We start from the raw sequence: 18,066 nt of genomic DNA on the forward strand, positions 1-18,066 counted from the left end.
TCCATTGGCGGCGGGCGGCGTGCGCAACGTCGTCGCACTTTCCGCCTTGCACGCTCAGGTGACTTACAATATTGGCTTTGCGCCGGGCCATTCGGCCGTAGCGGGCGCCGACTGAACGAGTAATTCATGAGCCTCATCGATCTATCCGAAGTGAAGCCCGGTTCCCACGTCACGTTGCATTACCGGCTGGCACTGGCCGACGGCGCCGACATCGTCAACACCTTCTCGGACAAGCCGGCCACGCTGTTGCTGGGCGCGGGGCAGCTGGCGCCGTCGCTGGAACAGATTCTGCTCGGGCTCCGGGTCGGCGACCATTCGACTTTTCAGCTAGCCCCCGATCAGGGGTTCGGCCCCCGCAATCCCGACATGCTCCAGCGCGTGACGCTGGCGACGCTGCGCGAGAACGGGATGGTCGGCGACGATTTCACGCCGGGCGAACTCATCGAGTTCAACGCACCGGATGGCGGTCGCTACGCGGGGGTGCTGAAGGAAGTCAGCGAAACCTCGGCGCTGTTCGACTTCAATCATCCGCTCGCGGGCCAGGCGCTCACGTTCGAAGTGAAAATCATCGGAATCCTGTAATCATGAGTACCACCGATACGCTGTCCGGGCAGACCGTCGCCGCCGACGCCGAAATCCTGCTGGCCCAGCCGCGCGGTTTCTGCGCGGGTGTCGATCGCGCGATCGAGATCGTCGAGCGCGCCATCGCGATGCACGGTGCGCCGATCTACGTGCGTCACGAAATCGTCCACAACAAGTACGTGGTCGAGGATCTGAAAAAGAAGGGCGCGATCTTCGTCGAGGAACTCGAGGAAGTGCCGGCCGGCAACACCGTGATCTTCAGTGCGCACGGCGTGTCGAAGGCCGTGCGCGACGAGGCCGACGTGCGCGGGCTGCGCATTTACGACGCAACCTGCCCGCTCGTCACGAAGGTGCACGTCGAAGTGGCGAAGATGCGCCAGGACGGCGTCGACATCGTGATGATCGGCCACAAGGGCCATCCCGAAGTCGAAGGCACGATGGGCCAGGTCGAGCGCGGCATGCACCTCGTCGAAAGTGTCGAGGACGTGCAGAAGCTCGAGCTCGCCGATCCCGAGCGCATCGCGCTCGTCACGCAGACGACGCTGTCCGTTGACGACGCGGCCGAGATCATCGGCGCGCTGAAGGCAAAGTATCCGAAGATCCGCGAGCCGAAGAAGCAGGACATCTGCTACGCGACGCAGAACCGCCAGGACGCGGTGAAGTTCATGGCGCCGCAATGCGATGTCGTGATCGTGGTCGGTAGTCCGAACAGCTCGAACTCGAGCCGGCTGCGCGAAGTGGCCGAGAAGCGCGGCGTGGCCGCGTACATGGTCGATGCACCGGACCAGATCGATCCGGCGTGGGTCGCCGGCAAGCGCCGCATCGGCGTGACGGCCGGTGCGTCGGCGCCCGAGGTGCTCGCCCAGGCCGTGATCGCGCGGCTGCGCGAGCTCGGCGTGCGCAACGTCCGCGCACTCGACGGCATCGAGGAAAACGTGTCGTTTCCGCTGCCGCGCGGGTTGAACCTGCCGCCCGCCGCCTGATTGCCGCATCGCACCCGCGGAACACCGAAGCGCGCCTCCCGGCGCGCTTTTTTTTGGTGTCTCGAAATTGTAATCGCAACCATTATTCCCAATCATGGTGCAACCCGGTTGCTCCCGCCTCATCCAATCGTTTCTCAAAATTGGTTGCAATGCAGGAAAACCCCATCGAATCAGGATTATTGGCGTCCTATAAATGGAGTTACAATGCGCCCGTTTTCAAGCCGGAATGGCTTTGAAATCGGGTTTTGGCAAGGCGCGGGAGACCATTCAATGCATGTGAAGTTGGCTTACGCCGTGTCCGTCGCCGCACCGGTTGCAATGCTTGCCGGCTGCAGCAAAAAGAGCGACGACGGGGCGGGCAGGGACGCTGCGGTAATCGCGGCATCATCGGCCAGCGGCGTGCGCGTCGCCGGAGCCGGACGTGCGGCGCCATCGGCGCGCCGTATCGCGCAACTGGGCAGGGACAAGGAAAACGGGGCAGGTTTGACGATCGAGGACATCAACGCGCTTGGCCTGACGACGGGCCGGGCAGCGGGCATGCAGACTGCGTCGCGGCAAGCCGCCGGTCGACGGATGCCGGACGATCGCGGCGTTGCCGGCAGCGTGCCGAAGCCACTGTCCCCCCTTCAATTCGATTCGACGAAACAGCGCGCCGCCGCGACCGACCGTGTCGTGACGCGCAGTCTGGTTCGTACGATGGATTCCGATGCAGTCCTGACGAAAGTCGGGCGCGACTGCCGCAACGCCCTGCCGGGCGACGCGGCGCGGAATCCGATCCGTCCGGGCGCGCTGCTTGCGCGGCGCCGGACGGGCCAAGGCACGGATGCCGGGAAACCGGACGACGGCCGTCTCGGCATGCTGCCCCACGACTTCAAGGAGGCCACGAACACCGTCCTCGATGTCGTGACGATTTAGCGACGGGACTCATGACGGCACCGGAACAGTGCGGTGCCGTTTTTGTATCCGCTCCGGCGGCAGGTCCGGCCGTACAGGCCGGGCGGCGCGCGCCGGGACGATCCACCCTTACCGGTATCGACTAGTACCCGCAGTGTCGCCGAGAAGGCGCGATTCCTCGCTTACCCGCGGGGCGCAACGTCCTCCGGCAGCACGGGCCAAGGAGCTTTAAATGGATATTTTCGTCCAGCAGGTTCTCAACGGGCTGGTGCTCGGCAGTGTGTACGCCATCATCGCGTTGGGATACACGATGGTGTACGGCATTCTCGGCATCATCAACTTCGCGCACGGCGACGTGCTGATGATCGGCGCGATGGTTGCGCTGTCGGCCATCACCGTGCTGCAGAACCACTTTCCCGGACTCGGCAACGTCGCGACGCTGACGATCGGCCTGGGCATCGCCGCGGTCGTCTGTGCGTTCGTCGGCTTCACGATCGAACGCGTCGCGTACCGGCCGCTGCGCCGCGCGCCGCGTCTCGCGCCGCTGATCACCGCGATCGGCGTGTCGATCCTGCTGCAGACGGCTGCGATGATCATCTGGTCGCGCAACCCGCTGCCGTTCCCGCAATTGCTGCCGACCGACCCGATCAACGTGATCAAGGCGACCGACACGACGCCCGGCGCCGTGATCTCGGTCACGGAAATCGTGATCATCGCGGTCGCGTTCATCGTGATGGGCGGCCTGCTGCTGCTCGTGCACAAGACCAAGCTCGGCCGCGCGATGCGCGCGATCGCCGAAAGCCCGAATACGGCAAGCCTGATGGGCGTGAACCCGAACTTCGTGATCTCGGCGACGTTCATGATCGGCTCCGCGCTCGCCGCGCTGGCCGGCGTGATGATCGCGTCCGAATACGGCAACGTGCACTTCTACATGGGCTTCATCCCCGGCATGAAGGCGTTTACCGCGGCGGTGCTCGGCGGGATCGGCAACCTCGGCGGCGCGATGGTCGGCGGCGTGCTGCTCGGCCTGATCGAGCAGCTCGGGGCCGGCTACATCGGCAACCTCACGGGTGGCGTATTCGGCAGCAACTACCAGGACGTGTTCGCCTTCATCGTGCTGATCATCGTGCTGGTGTTCCGTCCGTCGGGCCTGCTGGGCGAACGTGTCGCGGACCGCGCGTAACGGAAGGGGAGCAAACAACATGACATCCATTCAACCGATCGAATCGTCGACGTCGCTGGTCGAAGAGCGCAACACCGCCAAGACCGTCGTCATCGGCCTCCTCACTGCCGTCCTCGTGATTGCCGCGCCGATCGTGATCGGCTCGGCCGGCGGCAACTACTGGGTCCGCGTGCTCGACTTCGCGATGCTGTACGTGATGCTCGCGCTGGGCCTGAACGTGGTGGTCGGCTTCGCCGGCCTGCTCGACCTGGGCTACATCGCGTTCTACGCGGTGGGCGCCTACACGGCGGCGCTGCTGAGCTCGCCGCACCTGACCTCGCAGTTCGAGTGGATCGCGGCGCTCGCGCCGAACGGCCTGCACGTGCCGTTCCTGCTGATCGTGCCGATCGCGATGGCGCTGGCGGCGACCTTCGGGATCCTGCTCGGCGCGCCGACGCTGCGCCTGCGCGGCGACTACCTGGCGATCGTCACGCTCGGCTTCGGTGAAATCGTCCGGATCTTCATGAACAACCTCGACCGTCCGGTGAACATCACCAACGGCCCGAAGGGGATCACGGGCATCGATCCGGTGCACGTCGGCGGCTTCAACCTGTCGCAGACGCATACGCTGTTCGGCTTCCAGCTGCCGTCGGTGTACATGTACTACTACCTGTTCGTGCTCTGCTCGCTGCTGGTGATCTGGGTGTGTACGCGTCTGCAGCACTCGCGTATCGGCCGCGCGTGGGCCGCGATCCGCGAAGACGAAATCGCCGCGAAGGCGATGGGCATCAACACCCGTAACGTGAAGCTGCTCGCGTTCGCGATGGGCGCTTCGTTCGGCGGCCTGTCGGGCTCGATGTTCGGCGCGTTCCAGGGCTTCGTGTCGCCCGAGTCGTTCACGTTCTGGGAATCGATCGTCGTGCTCGCCTGCGTGGTGCTCGGCGGCATGGGCCACATCCCGGGCGTGATCCTGGGCGCGGTGCTGCTCGCGATCTTCCCGGAATTCCTGCGCTCGACGATGAGCCCGCTGCAGCACGCGCTGTTCGGTCACGACATCGTCGATACCGAAGTGATCCGTCAGGCGCTGTACGGCCTCGCGATGGTGATCATCATGCTGTACCGCTCGGAAGGCCTGTGGCCCGCGCCGAAGCATGAGGACAAGATCGCGAAACTGGCGAAGCGCAACAGCAAGAAGCCGGTGCGCGCTTAACCTACGGACAAGGGGATACACACATGAGCGACAAGCAAATCCGACTGTCCGTCTCGGGCGTGAACAAGCGCTTCGGCGGGCTGCAGGCACTGTCCGACGTCGGCCTGCAGATCCGCGAAGGCGAGATCTACGGTCTGATCGGCCCGAACGGGGCCGGCAAGACGACGTTCTTCAACGTGATCACGGGCCTCTACACGCCGGACTCCGGCGACTTCAAGCTGGACGGCACGAACTACACGCCGACGGCCGTGCACCAGGTGGCCAAGGCCGGCATCGCGCGCACGTTCCAGAACATCCGCCTGTTCGGCGGGATGACGGCGCTCGAGAACGTGATGGTGGGCCGCCACGTGCGCACCAAGCACGGTCTGCTGGGCGCGGTGTTCCAGACGCCGGCCGAACGCCAGGAAGAGCGCGAGATCAAGGAGCGCGCGATCGAGCTGCTCGAATACGTCGGCGTGCTGCAGTACGCGGACTACACGTCGCGCAACCTGTCGTACGGTCACCAGCGTCGTCTGGAAATCGCCCGCGCGCTCGCGACCGACCCGAAGCTGCTCGCGCTCGATGAGCCGGCGGCCGGGATGAACGCGACCGAGAAGGTCGAACTCACGCGCCTGCTCGACAAGATCCGCTCGGACGGCCGCACCATTCTCCTGATCGAGCACGACGTGAAGCTCGTGATGGGGTTGTGCAACCGGATGACGGTGCTCGATTACGGCAAGGTGATCGCCGAGGGTCTGCCGCAGGACGTGCAGAAGAATCCGAAGGTGATTGAGGCATATCTCGGCGCAGGGGTGCACTGATGGCAGCGGCAATGTTGAAAATCAAGGGCTTGCAGGTCAACTACGGCGGCATTCAGGCCGTCAAGGGCGTTGACATGGAAGTCCGTCAGGGCGAGCTCGTGACGCTGATCGGTGCGAACGGCGCCGGCAAGACCACGACGATGAAGGCGATCACCGGCCTGAAGCCGTACTCGGCGGGCGACATCGAGTACGACGGCAAGTCGATCAAGGGCATCCCGCCGCACGAACTGCTCAAGCGCGGCCTCGCGATGGTGCCGGAAGGCCGCGGGATCTTCGCGCGGATGTCGATCATCGAGAACATGCAGATGGGCGCGTACCTGCGCAACGACAACGAGCAGATCAAGAAGGACGTCGACCGGATGTTCGGCTTCTTCCCGCGCCTGAAGGAGCGGGCGACGCAGCTCGCGGGCACGTTGTCGGGCGGCGAGCAGCAGATGCTGGCGATGTCGCGCGCGATCCTCTCCAAGCCGAAGCTGCTGCTGCTCGACGAGCCGTCGATGGGCCTGTCGCCGATCATGGTCGAGAAGATCTTCGAAGTGGTGCGCGAGATCTCGAAGGAGGGCATCACGGTGCTGCTGGTCGAGCAGAACGCACGCCTCGCGCTGCAGGCGGCCGACCGCGGCTACGTGATGGATTCGGGCACGGTCACGATGGAAGGCGACGCGAAGCAGATGCTCGACGATCCGAAGGTGCGCGCCGCGTATCTGGGCGAGTAAGCGATCGAACGCGCGGGCCCGGTTGCGCATGGCGCATCCGGGCTGTCGAAAAGCCGTCACGGGAAACCGTGACGGCTTTTTTTCGTCGTGCGCGATTCGCGTCGAACTGTGCGCGCAAAGGCGACTCCATTCGACTGTTGCACTGCGCAGGCTGCATCGCGTGCCGGCGACACCGCGGCCGGCCGTCGGCAAACCGACACACGGGCTGCGTAGCATCGATGACCCATCGGGACACGGAGAACACGCATGAGTCTGGACTACGGTTTCGTGAAGGCGAAGGTGACGTCGGTGGCGAAGCTGAAGGGCTCGCCGCACGGCAGCGAGATCCAGTATCACGTTCACCTGACGCTGGCGCTGCCGGCGGGCGACTGGGATGTCGCGATCAACGTCGGCACCAACGACGCGGACGACCTGCTGAACTACAAGCTCGTCTACGATTTCCACCATCCGGTCACGCAGACGCTCGCCGCCGCGGCCGAAGGCTATACCGATCTGACGGCGCAGACCGCGCTGCCCGCGCTCGACTACCTGCGCAGCGACATCCTGAACGAGACGGGCGCGTGGCGCGCGAGCGCGGTGATGGACGGCACCGAGCATCCGGAGCCGATCCCGTCGCTGCTGCGGCTGGTGAGCGCCGCGCAGTCGCAGGGCCTCGACGTCGTCGTGTTCGGACGCACCTATGCGCAAGGCAACGGCATCCACGACACGCACATGAACCAGGGCTCGACGGGCCCGCACTACCTGCATCGCGCGGGCGACGACCACAACGACCACAACGACGTGTGGCAGGACGGCGCGCTGCTGGTGCGCGTGAGCGAATCGCAGTGGGCCGCGTATTTCGCGGCGTTCGAGCAGCAGGCCGTGCCGACCGACGTGCTCGGCAATCCGCTGCCGGGCGCGGGGCCGATCACGCGCTGAATCGGCCGGCGGCGGTCTTACGCGGCCGGCAGCGTCTTGCCGAACGAGATGCGTTCCTCGACGCGATAGCCGAGCGCCGCATAGAAGCGGCATGCGTCGTCGTTGCCGGGCAGCACCTGCAGGTTGATCTTCAGGCAGCCGCGCGCGGCGAGCGCGCTTTCCGCATGCGCGATCAGCGCGCGGCCGACGCCGAGCCGGCGCGCGTCGTTCGCGACGCCGAACGAGTAGAGCCAGCCGCGATGTCCGTCGAAACCGGCCATCAGCGTGCCGACGACCCGCGCGCCGCTGGTCGCGACGAAGAACAGTTCCGGCTGGGTCGCGAGCTTCAGCTCGATCGATCGCAGCGGATCGCGGTGCGGCGGCGCACCGGCTTCGTCGTAGTGCGGGAACGCGTCGCGCCATACCGCGAGCACGGCATCGGTGTCGGCGCGTTCGAACCGGCGGATAGCGACAGCATCGGCGGCGGCATCCATCGCGGCGGTCTCCTTACAGCGTGTCGAGGATCGACCGCAGCATCGCCATCATCTGGTCGATTTCGTCGGTCGTCACGTTCAGCGCGGGCATGAAGCGCAGCAGGTTCGGGCGTGCGGCGTTCAGCAGCAGGCCGTCGGGCTGCATGTCGCGCGCCTTCTCGACGATCTGCGGGCCGATGTCCTTGCCGAGCAGCAGCGCGCGCAGCAGGCCTTCGCCGCGTTCGCCCTCGAAGCCGCGCTCCTCCGACAGTTCGAGCAGCTTGCGCTTCAGGTATTCGCTGCGCGCACGCACGCCTTCGAGGAAGCCGGGCGCGACGAGCTGCGAGATCACCGAATAGCCGACCGCCGTCATCAGCGGGTTGCCGTTGTACGTACCGCCCTGGTCGCCGGCCTCGAACACCGCGACGTCGGCCTTCGACAGCAGCGCGCCGAGCGGTGCGCCGCCGCCGATGCCCTTCGCGAGCGTCATGACGTCCGGCTCGATGCCGGACAGCTCGTACGCGAACAGCGTGCCCGCGCGGCCGCAGCCGCTCTGCACTTCGTCGACGATCAGCAGCAGGTTGTGCTGCTTCGTCAGCGCGCGCAGCGCCTGCATGAATTCGCGCGTCGCCGGAATCACGCCGCCTTCGCCCTGGATCGGTTCGAGCATCACGGCGACGGTCTTGTCGGTGATCAGCTTCTCGACCGACGCGATGTTGTTCAGCTCGGCCTTCGGGAAGCCCGGCACCTGCGGTGCGTAGATCGTGTCCCAGCCCGGCTTGCCGCTGGCCGACATCGTCGCGAGCGTGCGGCCGTGGAAGCTGTGGTCGAACGTGATGATCTCGTATGCGCCGTTCTTGAACTTGCGGCCCCACTTGCGCGCGAGCTTGATCGCGCCTTCGTTCGCTTCCGCGCCGCTGTTCGTGAAGAACACCTTGTCGAACACGCTGTGCTGCGTGAGCAGGCCCGCGAGCTTCGCCATCGGCTCGTTGTAGAACGCGGGCGACGGGTTCAGCAGCTTGTCGGCCTGCGTCTTCAGCGCTTCGACGATGCCGTCGTTGCAGTGGCCGAGGCTGTTGACGGCCCAGCCCTGGATGAAGTCCAGATAGCGCTTGCCCGTGTGATCGTAGAGCCACGAACCCTTGCCGTGCGTAAACACGATGTCGGGGCGGTTCGTGATGTACATCAGCGAGTCGATCGGATAATCGTTCAGGGGCATGGCAGCAGACTCCAGCGGGCGTTGAAAGGGAAACGGGCAATAAAAAAGCCACGGAAGGCCGTGGCTGGTGGGTCGAACAGCTTGTGCGTAACCGGTGAAGCGGAGGAGGGTTACGCGCGAGTCCGTGACGAGCCGGCGGCATCCGGGCGGAGCGGCGAGCGGCGACGTCGGAGAGCGGACAGGAAGCGGTTCATGTGCGCAAGCATAAGGCATCCCGCGCCCCACTGTAAACCGCCGCGATGCCACGGATGTGACACGGCGGCGCACGGCGGGGTGCGGTCGCGCCCGGTGTTCAGACCGGATGCGCGAGATCGGCGGCGCTCGTGAACGAGTCCGCGTAGAACTCGTCGGCCGGCAGCGCGTGGTGCTGCGTGAAGTCGCGCTGCGCGGATTCGACCATCACCGGCGCGCCGCACGCGTACACCTGGTGGCCGGACAGGTCGGGCAGATCCTCGATCACCGCGCGATGGACGAAGCCGGTGCGGCCCGTCCACTGGTCGGCGTCGTCCGGCTCGGAAAGCACCGGCACGTACTTGAAGTTCGGGATCTCGCGCGCCCACTGCTCGGCGAGCTCGGCGAGGTAGATGTCCTTCTTGCGGCGCGCGCCCCAGTAGAGCGTCATCGGGCGCGTGATGCCCGAATGCTTCACATGCTCGATGATCGCCTTGATCGGCGCGAAGCCGGTGCCCGACGCGAGCAGCACGATCGGCTTGTCGGAGTCTTCGCGCAGGAAGAACGTGCCGAGCGGGCCTTCGAAGCGCAGGATGTCGCGCTCCTTCATCGCACCGAACACGTGGTCGGTGAACTTGCCGCCCGGCATGTGGCGGATGTGCAGCTCGATCGGGCCTTCCTCGTGCGGCGCGTTCGCCATCGAGTAGCTGCGGCGCGAGCCGTCCTTCAGGATGAATTCGACGTACTGGCCCGCGAGGTACTGCAGGCGTTCGTTGGCGGGCAACTGCAGCTTCACGACCATCACGTCGTCCGCCTTGCGTTCGAGCGCGGCGATCCGGCACGGCAGCTTCTTGACCTGCACGCCGTCGACGCCGGCGATCTCGCGCACGTCGATCTCGAGGTCGCATTGCGCCTTCGAGCAGCACAGCAGCGCCAGGCCGCGCGTGCGTTCGTCGTTGGACAGCGCCGACGCGGCGTGCGGGCCCTGTTCGATCTGGCCCGACACGATCTGGCCCTTGCAGGAGCCGCACGCGCCGTTCTTGCAGCCGTACGGCAGATGGACGTTCTGGCGCAGCGCGGCCGCCAGCACGGTTTCGTCCGACTCGACCTGGAATTGCCGGCCGCTTTGCTTGAGAGTGACGTTGAATGCCATAGAACCAAACTAGAACAAAATGGGGGGACCGTGCATGTCGCGCACGGCAGCTACAATGCAAAACCGCTGCGCGTCGCGCAACGGCGGCTACTGATTTCGCAACCAACATGATCGCGACACGAATCCTGCGCCGGCCGCGCGTACTGATCGTCGGCTGCGGCGACGTCGGCATGCGCTGCGTCGCGCAATGGCGTGACGCGCGCCGCAATCTGCGCATCCTCGCGCTGACGAGCCACCCGGCCCGCCGCGACGAACTGCGCGCCGCGGGCGCGACGCCGATCGTCGGCGACCTCGATCGCCCGGCGACGCTCGGCCGTCTCGCGGGCCTCGCCCGCATGATCCTGCATCTCGCGCCGCCGCCATCCGACGGCCGCGACGACCGGCGCACGCGTGCGCTGATCGCCGCAACGTCCATGCCCGCGCGTCGGCCGGCGGCACCGCCGGCCCCGGCGGTCGGCCGGCTCCGAACGCTGCGCACCGCGGCCCGACAGGCCGGCGCGCCCGTTCGGGCAGCGCGTATTGTACCCGACGGTCTTCGCGCGCCGACGCTCGTCTACGCCAGTACGACGGGCGTCTACGGCGACTGCGGCGGCGCGCGCATCGACGAAACGCAGCCGCTGCGCCCGGCGAATCCGCGCGCGTTCCGGCGCGTGTCGGCCGAGCGGCAACTGCGTGCGGCGACGGTGCGCGGCGTGCTGTCCGCGCGCATCGTGCGCATCCCCGGCATCTACGCGGCGAACCGCCTGCCGGTCGCGCGGCTCGAGCGCGGCACGCCGGCGCTCGAGCCGGCCGACGACGTGTACACGAACCACATCCACGCGGACGATCTCGCGGCGATCCTGCGTCGTGCGGCCGTGCGCGGCAAGCCGGCGCGCGTCGTGCACGCGTCGGACGACACGGAACTGCGGATGGGAGAGTATTTCGACCGGGTCGCGCAGGTGCTCGGCCTGCCGAGGCCGCCGCGCGTCAGTCGCGCGGACGCCGAGCGTCTGCTCGAGCCGACGCTGCTGTCGTTCATGCGCGAGTCGCGGCGCCTGTCCAACGCACGGCTCAAGGCCGAATTGTGCGTGACGTTGCGCTATCCGACCGTAGACGATTTCCTTCAAACGCTCGCGCCGGGCAGCGCGTCAGGTGAGCGCCGGTAACGCCTCGATCAGCAGGAAGCACAGCAGCGCACCAATCAGCGCGCCGATCAGGTTCGGGTGATATTTGTGCTTCAGATGCATCGCGGCCAGCAGGCCGCCGATCACGATGACGCCGATGACCGCGAACGCGATCATCACGGACGACAGTTCGAAAGAATGGTCGATGTTCATGATGTCTCCCCTGCGTCGCTGCTCTTGCAGCTTGTGATTTCAGTATAGCGGGGGAACCTGCGGCAAAGAGGCGGCCGGACACCGAACGGTCGTGCGGATTTTCCCTTACAGGGAACAGAAGAAACGCGATAGAATTGCTCCTATCGCGTTTTTTCACATCTAACGTACGTAAAATCAAGACCTTGCAGAGAAAAGTTCGATAGGAGCACTCCTATCGCGTTTTCGTCTAAGGTGAAAAATACGTACGAAATACGTACGTACGGGAAAGCCCGACTACGGGGAGCATACGAACATGGCAAAAGCCAAGGAATCCATTCGCACCAAGACCGCCCGCGCCAAGCTGGCCCCGCGCCGTGACCCCTACTGGTTGCAGATCGTCAAGGGCCTGCATATCGGCTACAGACGGACGGCAGAGGGCGGGACGTGGATAGGGAGAAGGAAGGGCGCGGATGGACGGTACGAGTTCAACTCGTTCGGAAAGGTGGACACCTACGGGGGGATGGTCGACGAGTTTGAGAGCGCGTCACGCAAGGTCCGGGAATGGGCCGATAACATGGCTGCGGCCGTGATCGCTCAAGAAGAGAAGGGGAAGCCTAAGACGGTTGCAGACGTGTGCGCGCTGTACGTTGAGGATCGGCGTAAGGAATCGGGCGACTCGGCCGCATACAACGCTGAGAGAATATTTAAGCGGCGCATCTATGACCGCCCTATAGCCTCCATCGCCTTGGATCAATTGACCGCTGAGGACGTGGAAGGTTGGCGGGACTCTTTGGTGCCGAAGGGGCTAGAATCCGACGACCTGCGGAGGGCTAAGGACTATGCTAACCGCGAATTTACCAGTTTTAAAGCTGCGCTCAATTTTGGATATAAAAAGAACTTCATCAAAAGCAATGAGGCTTGGAAGGCTATCGGCCGTCACAAGGGCGTTAGCAAGGGTCGTAAAGGATGGCTGAAAGCCGATGAGCGCAATAGATTGTTGGATGCGATGCCCGATGACTTGCGTATGCTCGCTAAGGCACTGTTGCTTACCGGAGCGCGTCCGGGTGAGTTGATGAAGGCAGATATAGCCGATTACGATAGAGCATCCGGCATGCTGACTGTAATAAATAACAAGGGCAAGCATACGGATAGTTCAAAAAAGTATCGCGAAGTTGCGCTATCGAATCATGCGCGTGAGTTATTCGAGCAAGCTATTGGTTCGCGGAAACTTGGTCCGATCTTTATTCGCGCAAAGGATTCAAAGCGGTGGACTGCATTGAATTACGCGAAACCGTTCCGGCAGGCGCGCAAAGACGCGAAACTTCCGCATGCCGTGATGTACTCATTTCGACACAGCTACATCAGCGAAATGCTATCGCAAGGCGTTGATATTTTCTTGGTCGCAAAACTGACCGGTACTAGCTCGAAAATGATTGACGCGACATACGGGCACTTGACATTGAGAACGGCCGAAGCGATTAACCGCGTTTCCCTTCTCTGATTGCTTCGGGAACTGTCTGGTTTCTCGTCCGGACAGTTCCCATTTTCGTGAAAGGGGAAAGTCTGAAAAACATCGTTGCGATGCGCGTTGAAGTCCGCACATTACACATGCCGCTCTAAAAAATCCCCACTCCCAGCTTTCCGTTCACGTCAGCAGTGTGAGTAATCTCCGCTGTAGTCTATGAAGTAATCTCTGTATCTAGACGGATGTTACTTTCTCCCTCCCCGGAATGCGGGAAACCAACATTCGGGGAGGTGCTTACCCGCATTCGGGAATGTTGGAAACCCCCGCGTCGCGCGCTCGTTAGTCTGAAAAACGTGCACTCGCCCCGGCGCGGGAGCGGCAGGGGGTATTGCGAAAATAGCTATACCCCCTTGCGAAAATAGCTATACCCCCCTTGCGAAAATAGCAAGGTAATAACACAGATATGAACAATACATATAGATGTAAACCTAGTAGTACCGGCGAAGCCGAGTGAGGTTTGGGCGGAGGTTAGCGATCCGCGCAAACCACGTCGATAGATACGGACTTTTTTGCTTTACAACTCGGATCGCGTGTGGTGATATTGCCCGACCGCGAATTCCTGAGTATCGTATGAGTAAGTCTCAAATCCCGAACGACAACCTGATTCAGCGTGCCGCGCGAGCGCATCGCATTTTCGTCTCGAAAAACGGAAGTGTGGCAGATATTCCCTCGAACAGCGCTTCGGGCGTATTCGCGCATGCCGGGAGGGAATACGTGGTGCTGCGCAATGTCAGGGGAATTATGGCGGTCTATCGCATCAGAAGCGATACGGGGGTTCTGCGTCGCCTGAAACGATGGCCCGCTGCGCTGGTTAATTGAGGGTGGGCGCGTAGCCGTGGCCATAGACAAGGTGATCCCGCGTGGCGGGGGTGCCGCTGGCGGTCAACCGTCCTCCCCACCGTTCCCAAAGGCAAACAGGCTCGCGGGCGTTCCGGGCGTACCGTCGCTCCCCGTCGATAAACCGCTGCCGTCTTGGGCCACGCCGAGCGACGTGTCCGCAGGCGAACTGATGAGCTACCTGCAAAGCGTTGTCGCGGGGTCGGGCGGTGCCGTTGCTGGTACTGCGTCTGGACTGGTTGACGGAACGGCTTTAGCAGACGCTGCGCCGTTCGACTATACGCCCGATGTTTTGAGCGGCGACGTTGAAGAACTCGCGGCATCCACGAACAACCCGAACTACGCGGCCAAGATGCTCGGGTACGAACGTAAAATCTTTGGAAACATGATCCACCAAATGAAAGACGCTAACGATCTCGGTGGGGCGGATAACGTTCTCTGGCACGACAACGGAGACGTTGAATTCAAAGGCGTCGTGATCGACAACATGCACAACTATGGAAACTGAGCGCGTCATGAAAAAGCATCAGCTTGCGCATGCGTCCTTCTCGATCGCTGGCGACGATGTGGTTCCGTCCTTCTGGACCGAGTATTTTGACGTTACTCCCGATACGGCTGTGACCAAAGGCGACCGTGTGAACGATCCGACAGGACAGGGGCGTGTCATTACCCGTCGAACGGGTGTGTGGGCCATTCGCAGTGAGAGCGCTATCGAGAGCGATCAACTGGAACCCCATCTGCGCTATCTCGTCAAGCATCTATCTCTGCCGCGCCCGGACCTGCGCGAACTCATCGAGAGCCAAGGCGCTCGGGTTCGTATCCGCTGCTATTGGGACAACGAGAGCGGGGAGCGTGTGCCGGACGTGCCGGACGATATCCGCGCGCTCATGGAATCGATTGGAGGCGTTGTCGAAATCGATGAATATCGATAGAGCGGACCAGCACGCCACTGACAACCTCTGACCCGTTCGCCAAACGAAAAGCCCCCGAACCTTCACAGGCCGGGGGCTTTCGTTTTACTGCATCACATCGGGTTAGCATCATCAAACACCGAATTGCCCGAGGGAAAGTTTTCAGTCGGTCGTGTAGAATTCCGACGTCCGACAAATGCGGATAAAAACTACGGGGGTAACATGAAAACAATGCGGTCGCTGGTTGCTGTATGGTTCGTTGCAATACTCGCGTTCTCATCATCAGCGAAAGCCGAGAGTAAGGCAGACTTCGTCAGAGCGGTTAGCGGCGTGTGGACCTCCGGTAGCGGTCTGTTCATCATCGGGACGGCGACAAACGGCGATTTGATCTTGGCCGACACTTCATCGCTGATGCGCTTCAAGGCGGTGCCCGCCGAATTTAACGCGCAGCAAGACTACCTCAACATGCGCGTGTCTGTTATTGGTGCCGATACTCCGGCGATGCTTTGGACCCTGCGTCGTACGTGGCGCGACGGCCACAAGAGCTTCAATCTGCGCTTGGTAACGAATACTGGTGATCAGATTGCGTTGGGTTTTGCGCGGGAACTGTCGGCGGACGACATGAAGATCGTCAACATGGACATACAGTCGGCACAATCCGCGCCACAAGTAACACCAGTCTCGACTCAAGGCGGGACGCAGCCAGTGTCGCAACAAGAGAGTTGTGCGGCGGCGGAAGAATCCGGCGTAACCGCTGACATTCTCGATTGTCTCAATGCAGAAGGGGACAAGGCTGACAAGCAGCTCAACGAATCATATAAGGCAACAATGGCCCGCTTGAGCGGCACTCGCAAAGCGGTGCTGCGCAATGAGGAACGCCTGTGGATCAAGGCGCGTGACGCGAAGTGCAATGCGGCAGGTAAGGAATTTTCTGGTGGCACTGCACAGACTATTGAGCAGACGAGTTGCTTTGTCGAAACCACGAAGCAACGCATCAAGGCAATCGAAGATTTCAACTGAATCTGAAACGAAAAAGCCCCTTGGATTTTTGTCCAAGGGGCTTTTTCATTGAACCAGTACGACACCGCGTAGCGCGGCTTCTTGGTCCACCGTCGTCTGACCCGTGCATACCCGGTTTTCTGCTTCGCGCCGCAGCCGTAATCCCTTCACTTCCTGCAACGAACCGCCCGGACCCACGCGCGCGTACTTGTACTCAAGAATCTTCGCGCATGCCTTGTCCACGTCGCCACGCAAAAGCAGGGGGCGCAACGATCCGGCGTTCAACGCGCCGATTCCAAGGTTGTGCACGAAGTCAATCAAGATGACTTCCTGTCCCTGCGTAAGCGGCACGTCGTAGCCAATCGAGGCGCGTAGCTGCGCCTCGTCCTTGTTCAAATCCTTGATGAGAATTCGTCCGCATTCCTCGTTGGTGTAGGTCCGCTTGGTGATCTTCTCTGTGCCGATCCCGTCGGTATGTCCCGCGCACACGGTGGAAACGCCGCCCTGATCCTTGTAGACCGTATTGCGCCAGCCTTCAAACCCAGTAACGAAGGGCGCAGCCGCAACCACGGCCGCGCTCGCCGCACCGACCAGCCATTTCTTTGATAGCTGTATCGTCATTGTTAAGTCCTACAGGTCTAAAAAATCAGGACACCCGAATAATCTTCCACAAAGCAATATAAGGATTTAAGATGCTAACTGGCGTCCCGTTGCCGGTGTTGCCGACGGTGATGTTGGCGTTGGCTCCAAATGTGTCGATTTCGGTGTGGAAGTTTTGGATGCTGATGTTCGCGCCCGAGCCGTTGATAGAGACGTTCGCGTACTGCGGCTGGATGCTGATGTTCGAGCCAGAAACGTCCGTGATGCCGTCAAATTGCCCATCCCACGACGTGTTAGTACCGCCGCCAGTGAGGGCCGTTGACCCCTCATCTGTTGCGGCTCGGGCTATGACATGGTATGCGTGCTGGTGACCGCCATCGTTGACGCCGTGACCGTGCGGAGACTGCGAAATGCCGTGCGCGTGTCCGCCGTCGTTGACACCGTGCGCGTGATCCCACGCCAAGTGATGCACATGGGGAGCCTGTGACGCGGGGTGACCGTGCGCCGGAAGATTCTCGACGCTGAGAGTTGCGGTCGTCGCTCCACCAACGGCACCCTTCTGGTAGCTCAGACCCGCGCCAATCGTCATCCGGTCGCGCAAGTCCGGAGTGCCGTTCGTACCGTCTGCAACCTGCCAGCCCGGACCATACTTCGTCACGATGTCAGCTTGGTTGCCCCAGTAATCAAGAATCGTTCCAATCGGAAATGATTGGTTGTTCGAAACGTCCGTCACAAAACGCTGTCCGTCGTATAGGAAGCGGTACGTACCCCCGGATTTGATGCCGGTCGCTTGAATTGCGTTTCCATCCGACGCGACAGCGGGGATAGCGGGCAGGTTGTCCACCTTGAGCGTGACGCCCGTGGAGTTCGTGTTTGCCGCGCGAACGTAGACGCAGAAACCCCGTGTCAGCGCGGTGAGGTTCAAGCCGGTGTTGACGATCAACCCATTTGGCGCGCTTGCTGGCGCAGTATCATCTACGTACAACACGCGCGCCTTGTCGTTCCCGGCGCTAACGACCCATCGTGTTCCGTCGTAGACGAACTGATAGATGACGCCGCCGACGAGATAACCGGCGTCGAGCGGGTTCCCTAAGTTATCGACAACCGCGCGGTTCCCGAAGTTGTTCAGGTTGAACGTGTACGGGCCGGAGTTCGTAGACGGAACCAACACGTTGAGAGAGATACCGGCGCTCAGAGCAGACAACCCCTGAATCGGCAGGGTAGCGGTCAAAGCGGAAGTCGAGCCTTGTCCAGCAACGTACGTGAGGTATCCGCTTTGAAGCTGAGTGACCTGAACCTGTACACCTTCAGTTCCGGCCGTGTTGCCGTTGAACGCAATGTCACCCGCGTTCCACTGCTGAACGGCGGTTCCTTCCTGTCCGCGCAGTACCGTCAGCACATCACCAACACGGTTCGTCACATACAGAATTTCGTGCTTGGTCTGCGTCGCAGCGTCTACGAGGCTCAACCGGAAGTAGGTCGTTTCACCGGGCGGGTAGGTCGCCGGACCCGGTTGCGGGAACAGCTTGCCCGTCCCGCTCGTAAGCGTCACCTGCGTGGAACCGACACCGGAAGCGGGCAGTGCAAGCGCCAATGTGGTACTTGCGTTATTGGCGGAAATTTCGATCATTTTGTTGTC

At 62.5% G+C, this 18,066-nt stretch carries 20 protein-coding genes; 14 read left to right on the forward strand and 6 right to left on the reverse strand.

Annotated features, from left to right (window positions below; genetic code table 11):
• The first annotated feature begins 126 nt into the window (after positions 1 to 126).
• From H0X95_RS08915 to H0X95_RS08950, 8 genes are all read left to right on the forward strand, one after another.
• Positions 127 to 582, forward strand: a complete 456-nt coding sequence (locus tag H0X95_RS08915) for an FKBP-type peptidyl-prolyl cis-trans isomerase (protein ID WP_006496137.1) — start codon at positions 127 to 129, stop codon at positions 580 to 582.
• 2 nt (positions 583 to 584) lie between these two features.
• Positions 585 to 1,565, forward strand: a complete 981-nt coding sequence (gene ispH / locus H0X95_RS08920) for a 4-hydroxy-3-methylbut-2-enyl diphosphate reductase (protein WP_006488968.1) — start codon at positions 585 to 587, stop codon at positions 1,563 to 1,565.
• Positions 1,566 to 1,769: 204 nt separating this feature from the next.
• The gene (locus H0X95_RS08925) at positions 1,770 to 2,480 is read left to right on the forward strand and encodes a hypothetical protein (RefSeq protein ID WP_006488963.1); all 711 of its coding nucleotides are present in this window, start codon (positions 1,770 to 1,772) and stop codon (positions 2,478 to 2,480) included.
• Positions 2,481 to 2,691: 211 nt separating this feature from the next.
• A complete protein-coding gene (locus H0X95_RS08930) occupies positions 2,692 to 3,642 on the forward strand; it encodes a branched-chain amino acid ABC transporter permease (protein WP_006488946.1) in 951 nt (316 codons plus the stop codon).
• A gap of 19 nt (positions 3,643 to 3,661) precedes the next feature.
• The gene (locus H0X95_RS08935) at positions 3,662 to 4,831 is read left to right on the forward strand and encodes an ABC transporter permease subunit (protein WP_006488940.1); all 1,170 of its coding nucleotides are present in this window, start codon (positions 3,662 to 3,664) and stop codon (positions 4,829 to 4,831) included.
• A gap of 23 nt (positions 4,832 to 4,854) precedes the next feature.
• Complete coding sequence (locus H0X95_RS08940; RefSeq protein ID WP_006478053.1) at positions 4,855 to 5,631, forward strand: ABC transporter ATP-binding protein; 777 nt, start codon at positions 4,855 to 4,857, stop codon at positions 5,629 to 5,631.
• On the forward strand, positions 5,631 to 6,347 hold the full coding sequence (locus H0X95_RS08945) for an ABC transporter ATP-binding protein (RefSeq protein ID WP_012492822.1): 717 nt from the start codon (positions 5,631 to 5,633) through the stop codon (positions 6,345 to 6,347). The genes H0X95_RS08940 and H0X95_RS08945 overlap by 1 nt, the downstream gene beginning before the upstream one ends.
• Positions 6,348 to 6,593: 246 nt before the next feature.
• Complete coding sequence (locus tag H0X95_RS08950; protein ID WP_006488939.1) at positions 6,594 to 7,265, forward strand: DUF2278 family protein; 672 nt, start codon at positions 6,594 to 6,596, stop codon at positions 7,263 to 7,265.
• A 17-nt stretch (positions 7,266 to 7,282) separates the two neighbouring features.
• Here the strand turns inward: H0X95_RS08950 and H0X95_RS08955 are convergent, their stop codons facing one another.
• The 3 genes from H0X95_RS08955 to H0X95_RS08965 form a co-directional block, all read right to left on the reverse strand.
• Positions 7,283 to 7,738 (reverse strand): GNAT family acetyltransferase, encoded by a 456-nt coding sequence (locus H0X95_RS08955; RefSeq protein ID WP_059721394.1) that lies wholly within the window; start codon positions 7,736 to 7,738, stop codon positions 7,283 to 7,285.
• 13 nt (positions 7,739 to 7,751) lie between these two features.
• Positions 7,752 to 8,936, reverse strand: a complete 1,185-nt coding sequence (locus H0X95_RS08960) for an acetylornithine transaminase (RefSeq protein WP_059721393.1) — start codon at positions 8,934 to 8,936, stop codon at positions 7,752 to 7,754.
• Positions 8,937 to 9,228: 292 nt separating this feature from the next.
• Entirely contained in the window at positions 9,229 to 10,260 is a 1,032-nt protein-coding gene (locus H0X95_RS08965) for a CDP-6-deoxy-delta-3,4-glucoseen reductase (protein WP_006478058.1), read from the reverse strand.
• Positions 10,261 to 10,367: 107 nt separating this feature from the next.
• Between H0X95_RS08965 and H0X95_RS08970 the strand changes: the two genes are divergently transcribed.
• A complete protein-coding gene (locus tag H0X95_RS08970; RefSeq protein WP_006496134.1) occupies positions 10,368 to 11,405 on the forward strand; it encodes an NAD-dependent epimerase/dehydratase family protein in 1,038 nt (345 codons plus the stop codon).
• On the opposite strand, the gene H0X95_RS08975 is transcribed toward H0X95_RS08970, so the two are convergent.
• Positions 11,388 to 11,576 carry a hypothetical protein gene (locus H0X95_RS08975; protein ID WP_006496133.1) on the reverse strand — a complete coding sequence of 63 codons (189 nt, stop codon included), beginning with the start codon at positions 11,574 to 11,576 and terminating at the stop codon, positions 11,388 to 11,390. The two genes, H0X95_RS08970 and H0X95_RS08975, sit on opposite strands and share 18 nt — an antisense overlap.
• Positions 11,577 to 11,868: 292 nt before the next feature.
• On the opposite strand from H0X95_RS08975, the gene H0X95_RS08980 reads away from it, so the two are divergent.
• From H0X95_RS08980 to H0X95_RS09000, 5 genes are all read left to right on the forward strand, one after another.
• Positions 11,869 to 13,056, forward strand: coding sequence for a tyrosine-type recombinase/integrase (locus tag H0X95_RS08980; protein WP_105777027.1), 1,188 nt, complete (start codon positions 11,869 to 11,871; stop codon positions 13,054 to 13,056).
• A 594-nt stretch (positions 13,057 to 13,650) separates the two neighbouring features.
• Positions 13,651 to 13,899: a hypothetical protein gene (locus H0X95_RS08985; RefSeq protein WP_125902562.1), complete on the forward strand. Its 249-nt coding sequence runs from the start codon at positions 13,651 to 13,653 to the stop codon at positions 13,897 to 13,899.
• A gap of 190 nt (positions 13,900 to 14,089) precedes the next feature.
• A complete protein-coding gene (locus tag H0X95_RS35915; RefSeq protein ID WP_227747578.1) occupies positions 14,090 to 14,425 on the forward strand; it encodes a hypothetical protein in 336 nt (111 codons plus the stop codon).
• A 7-nt stretch (positions 14,426 to 14,432) separates the two neighbouring features.
• Complete coding sequence (locus H0X95_RS08995) at positions 14,433 to 14,849, forward strand: DUF4279 domain-containing protein (RefSeq protein ID WP_105777032.1); 417 nt, start codon at positions 14,433 to 14,435, stop codon at positions 14,847 to 14,849.
• 201 nt (positions 14,850 to 15,050) lie between these two features.
• Positions 15,051 to 15,848: a lysozyme inhibitor LprI family protein gene (locus tag H0X95_RS09000; protein ID WP_105777026.1), complete on the forward strand. Its 798-nt coding sequence runs from the start codon at positions 15,051 to 15,053 to the stop codon at positions 15,846 to 15,848.
• Between the two features lie 45 nt (positions 15,849 to 15,893).
• Here H0X95_RS09000 and H0X95_RS09005 read toward each other — a convergent pair whose 3' ends face one another.
• Positions 15,894 to 16,448 (reverse strand): lysozyme, encoded by a 555-nt coding sequence (locus tag H0X95_RS09005; RefSeq protein ID WP_125902561.1) that lies wholly within the window; start codon positions 16,446 to 16,448, stop codon positions 15,894 to 15,896.
• A 25-nt stretch (positions 16,449 to 16,473) separates the two neighbouring features.
• A complete protein-coding gene (locus H0X95_RS09010; protein ID WP_125902560.1) occupies positions 16,474 to 18,057 on the reverse strand; it encodes a hypothetical protein in 1,584 nt (527 codons plus the stop codon).
• Between the last annotated feature and the right edge of the window lie 9 nt (positions 18,058 to 18,066).

Source organism: Burkholderia sp. 9779_493, assembly GCF_015712215.1.
GTDB lineage: Bacteria > Pseudomonadota > Gammaproteobacteria > Burkholderiales > Burkholderiaceae > Burkholderia > Burkholderia cenocepacia.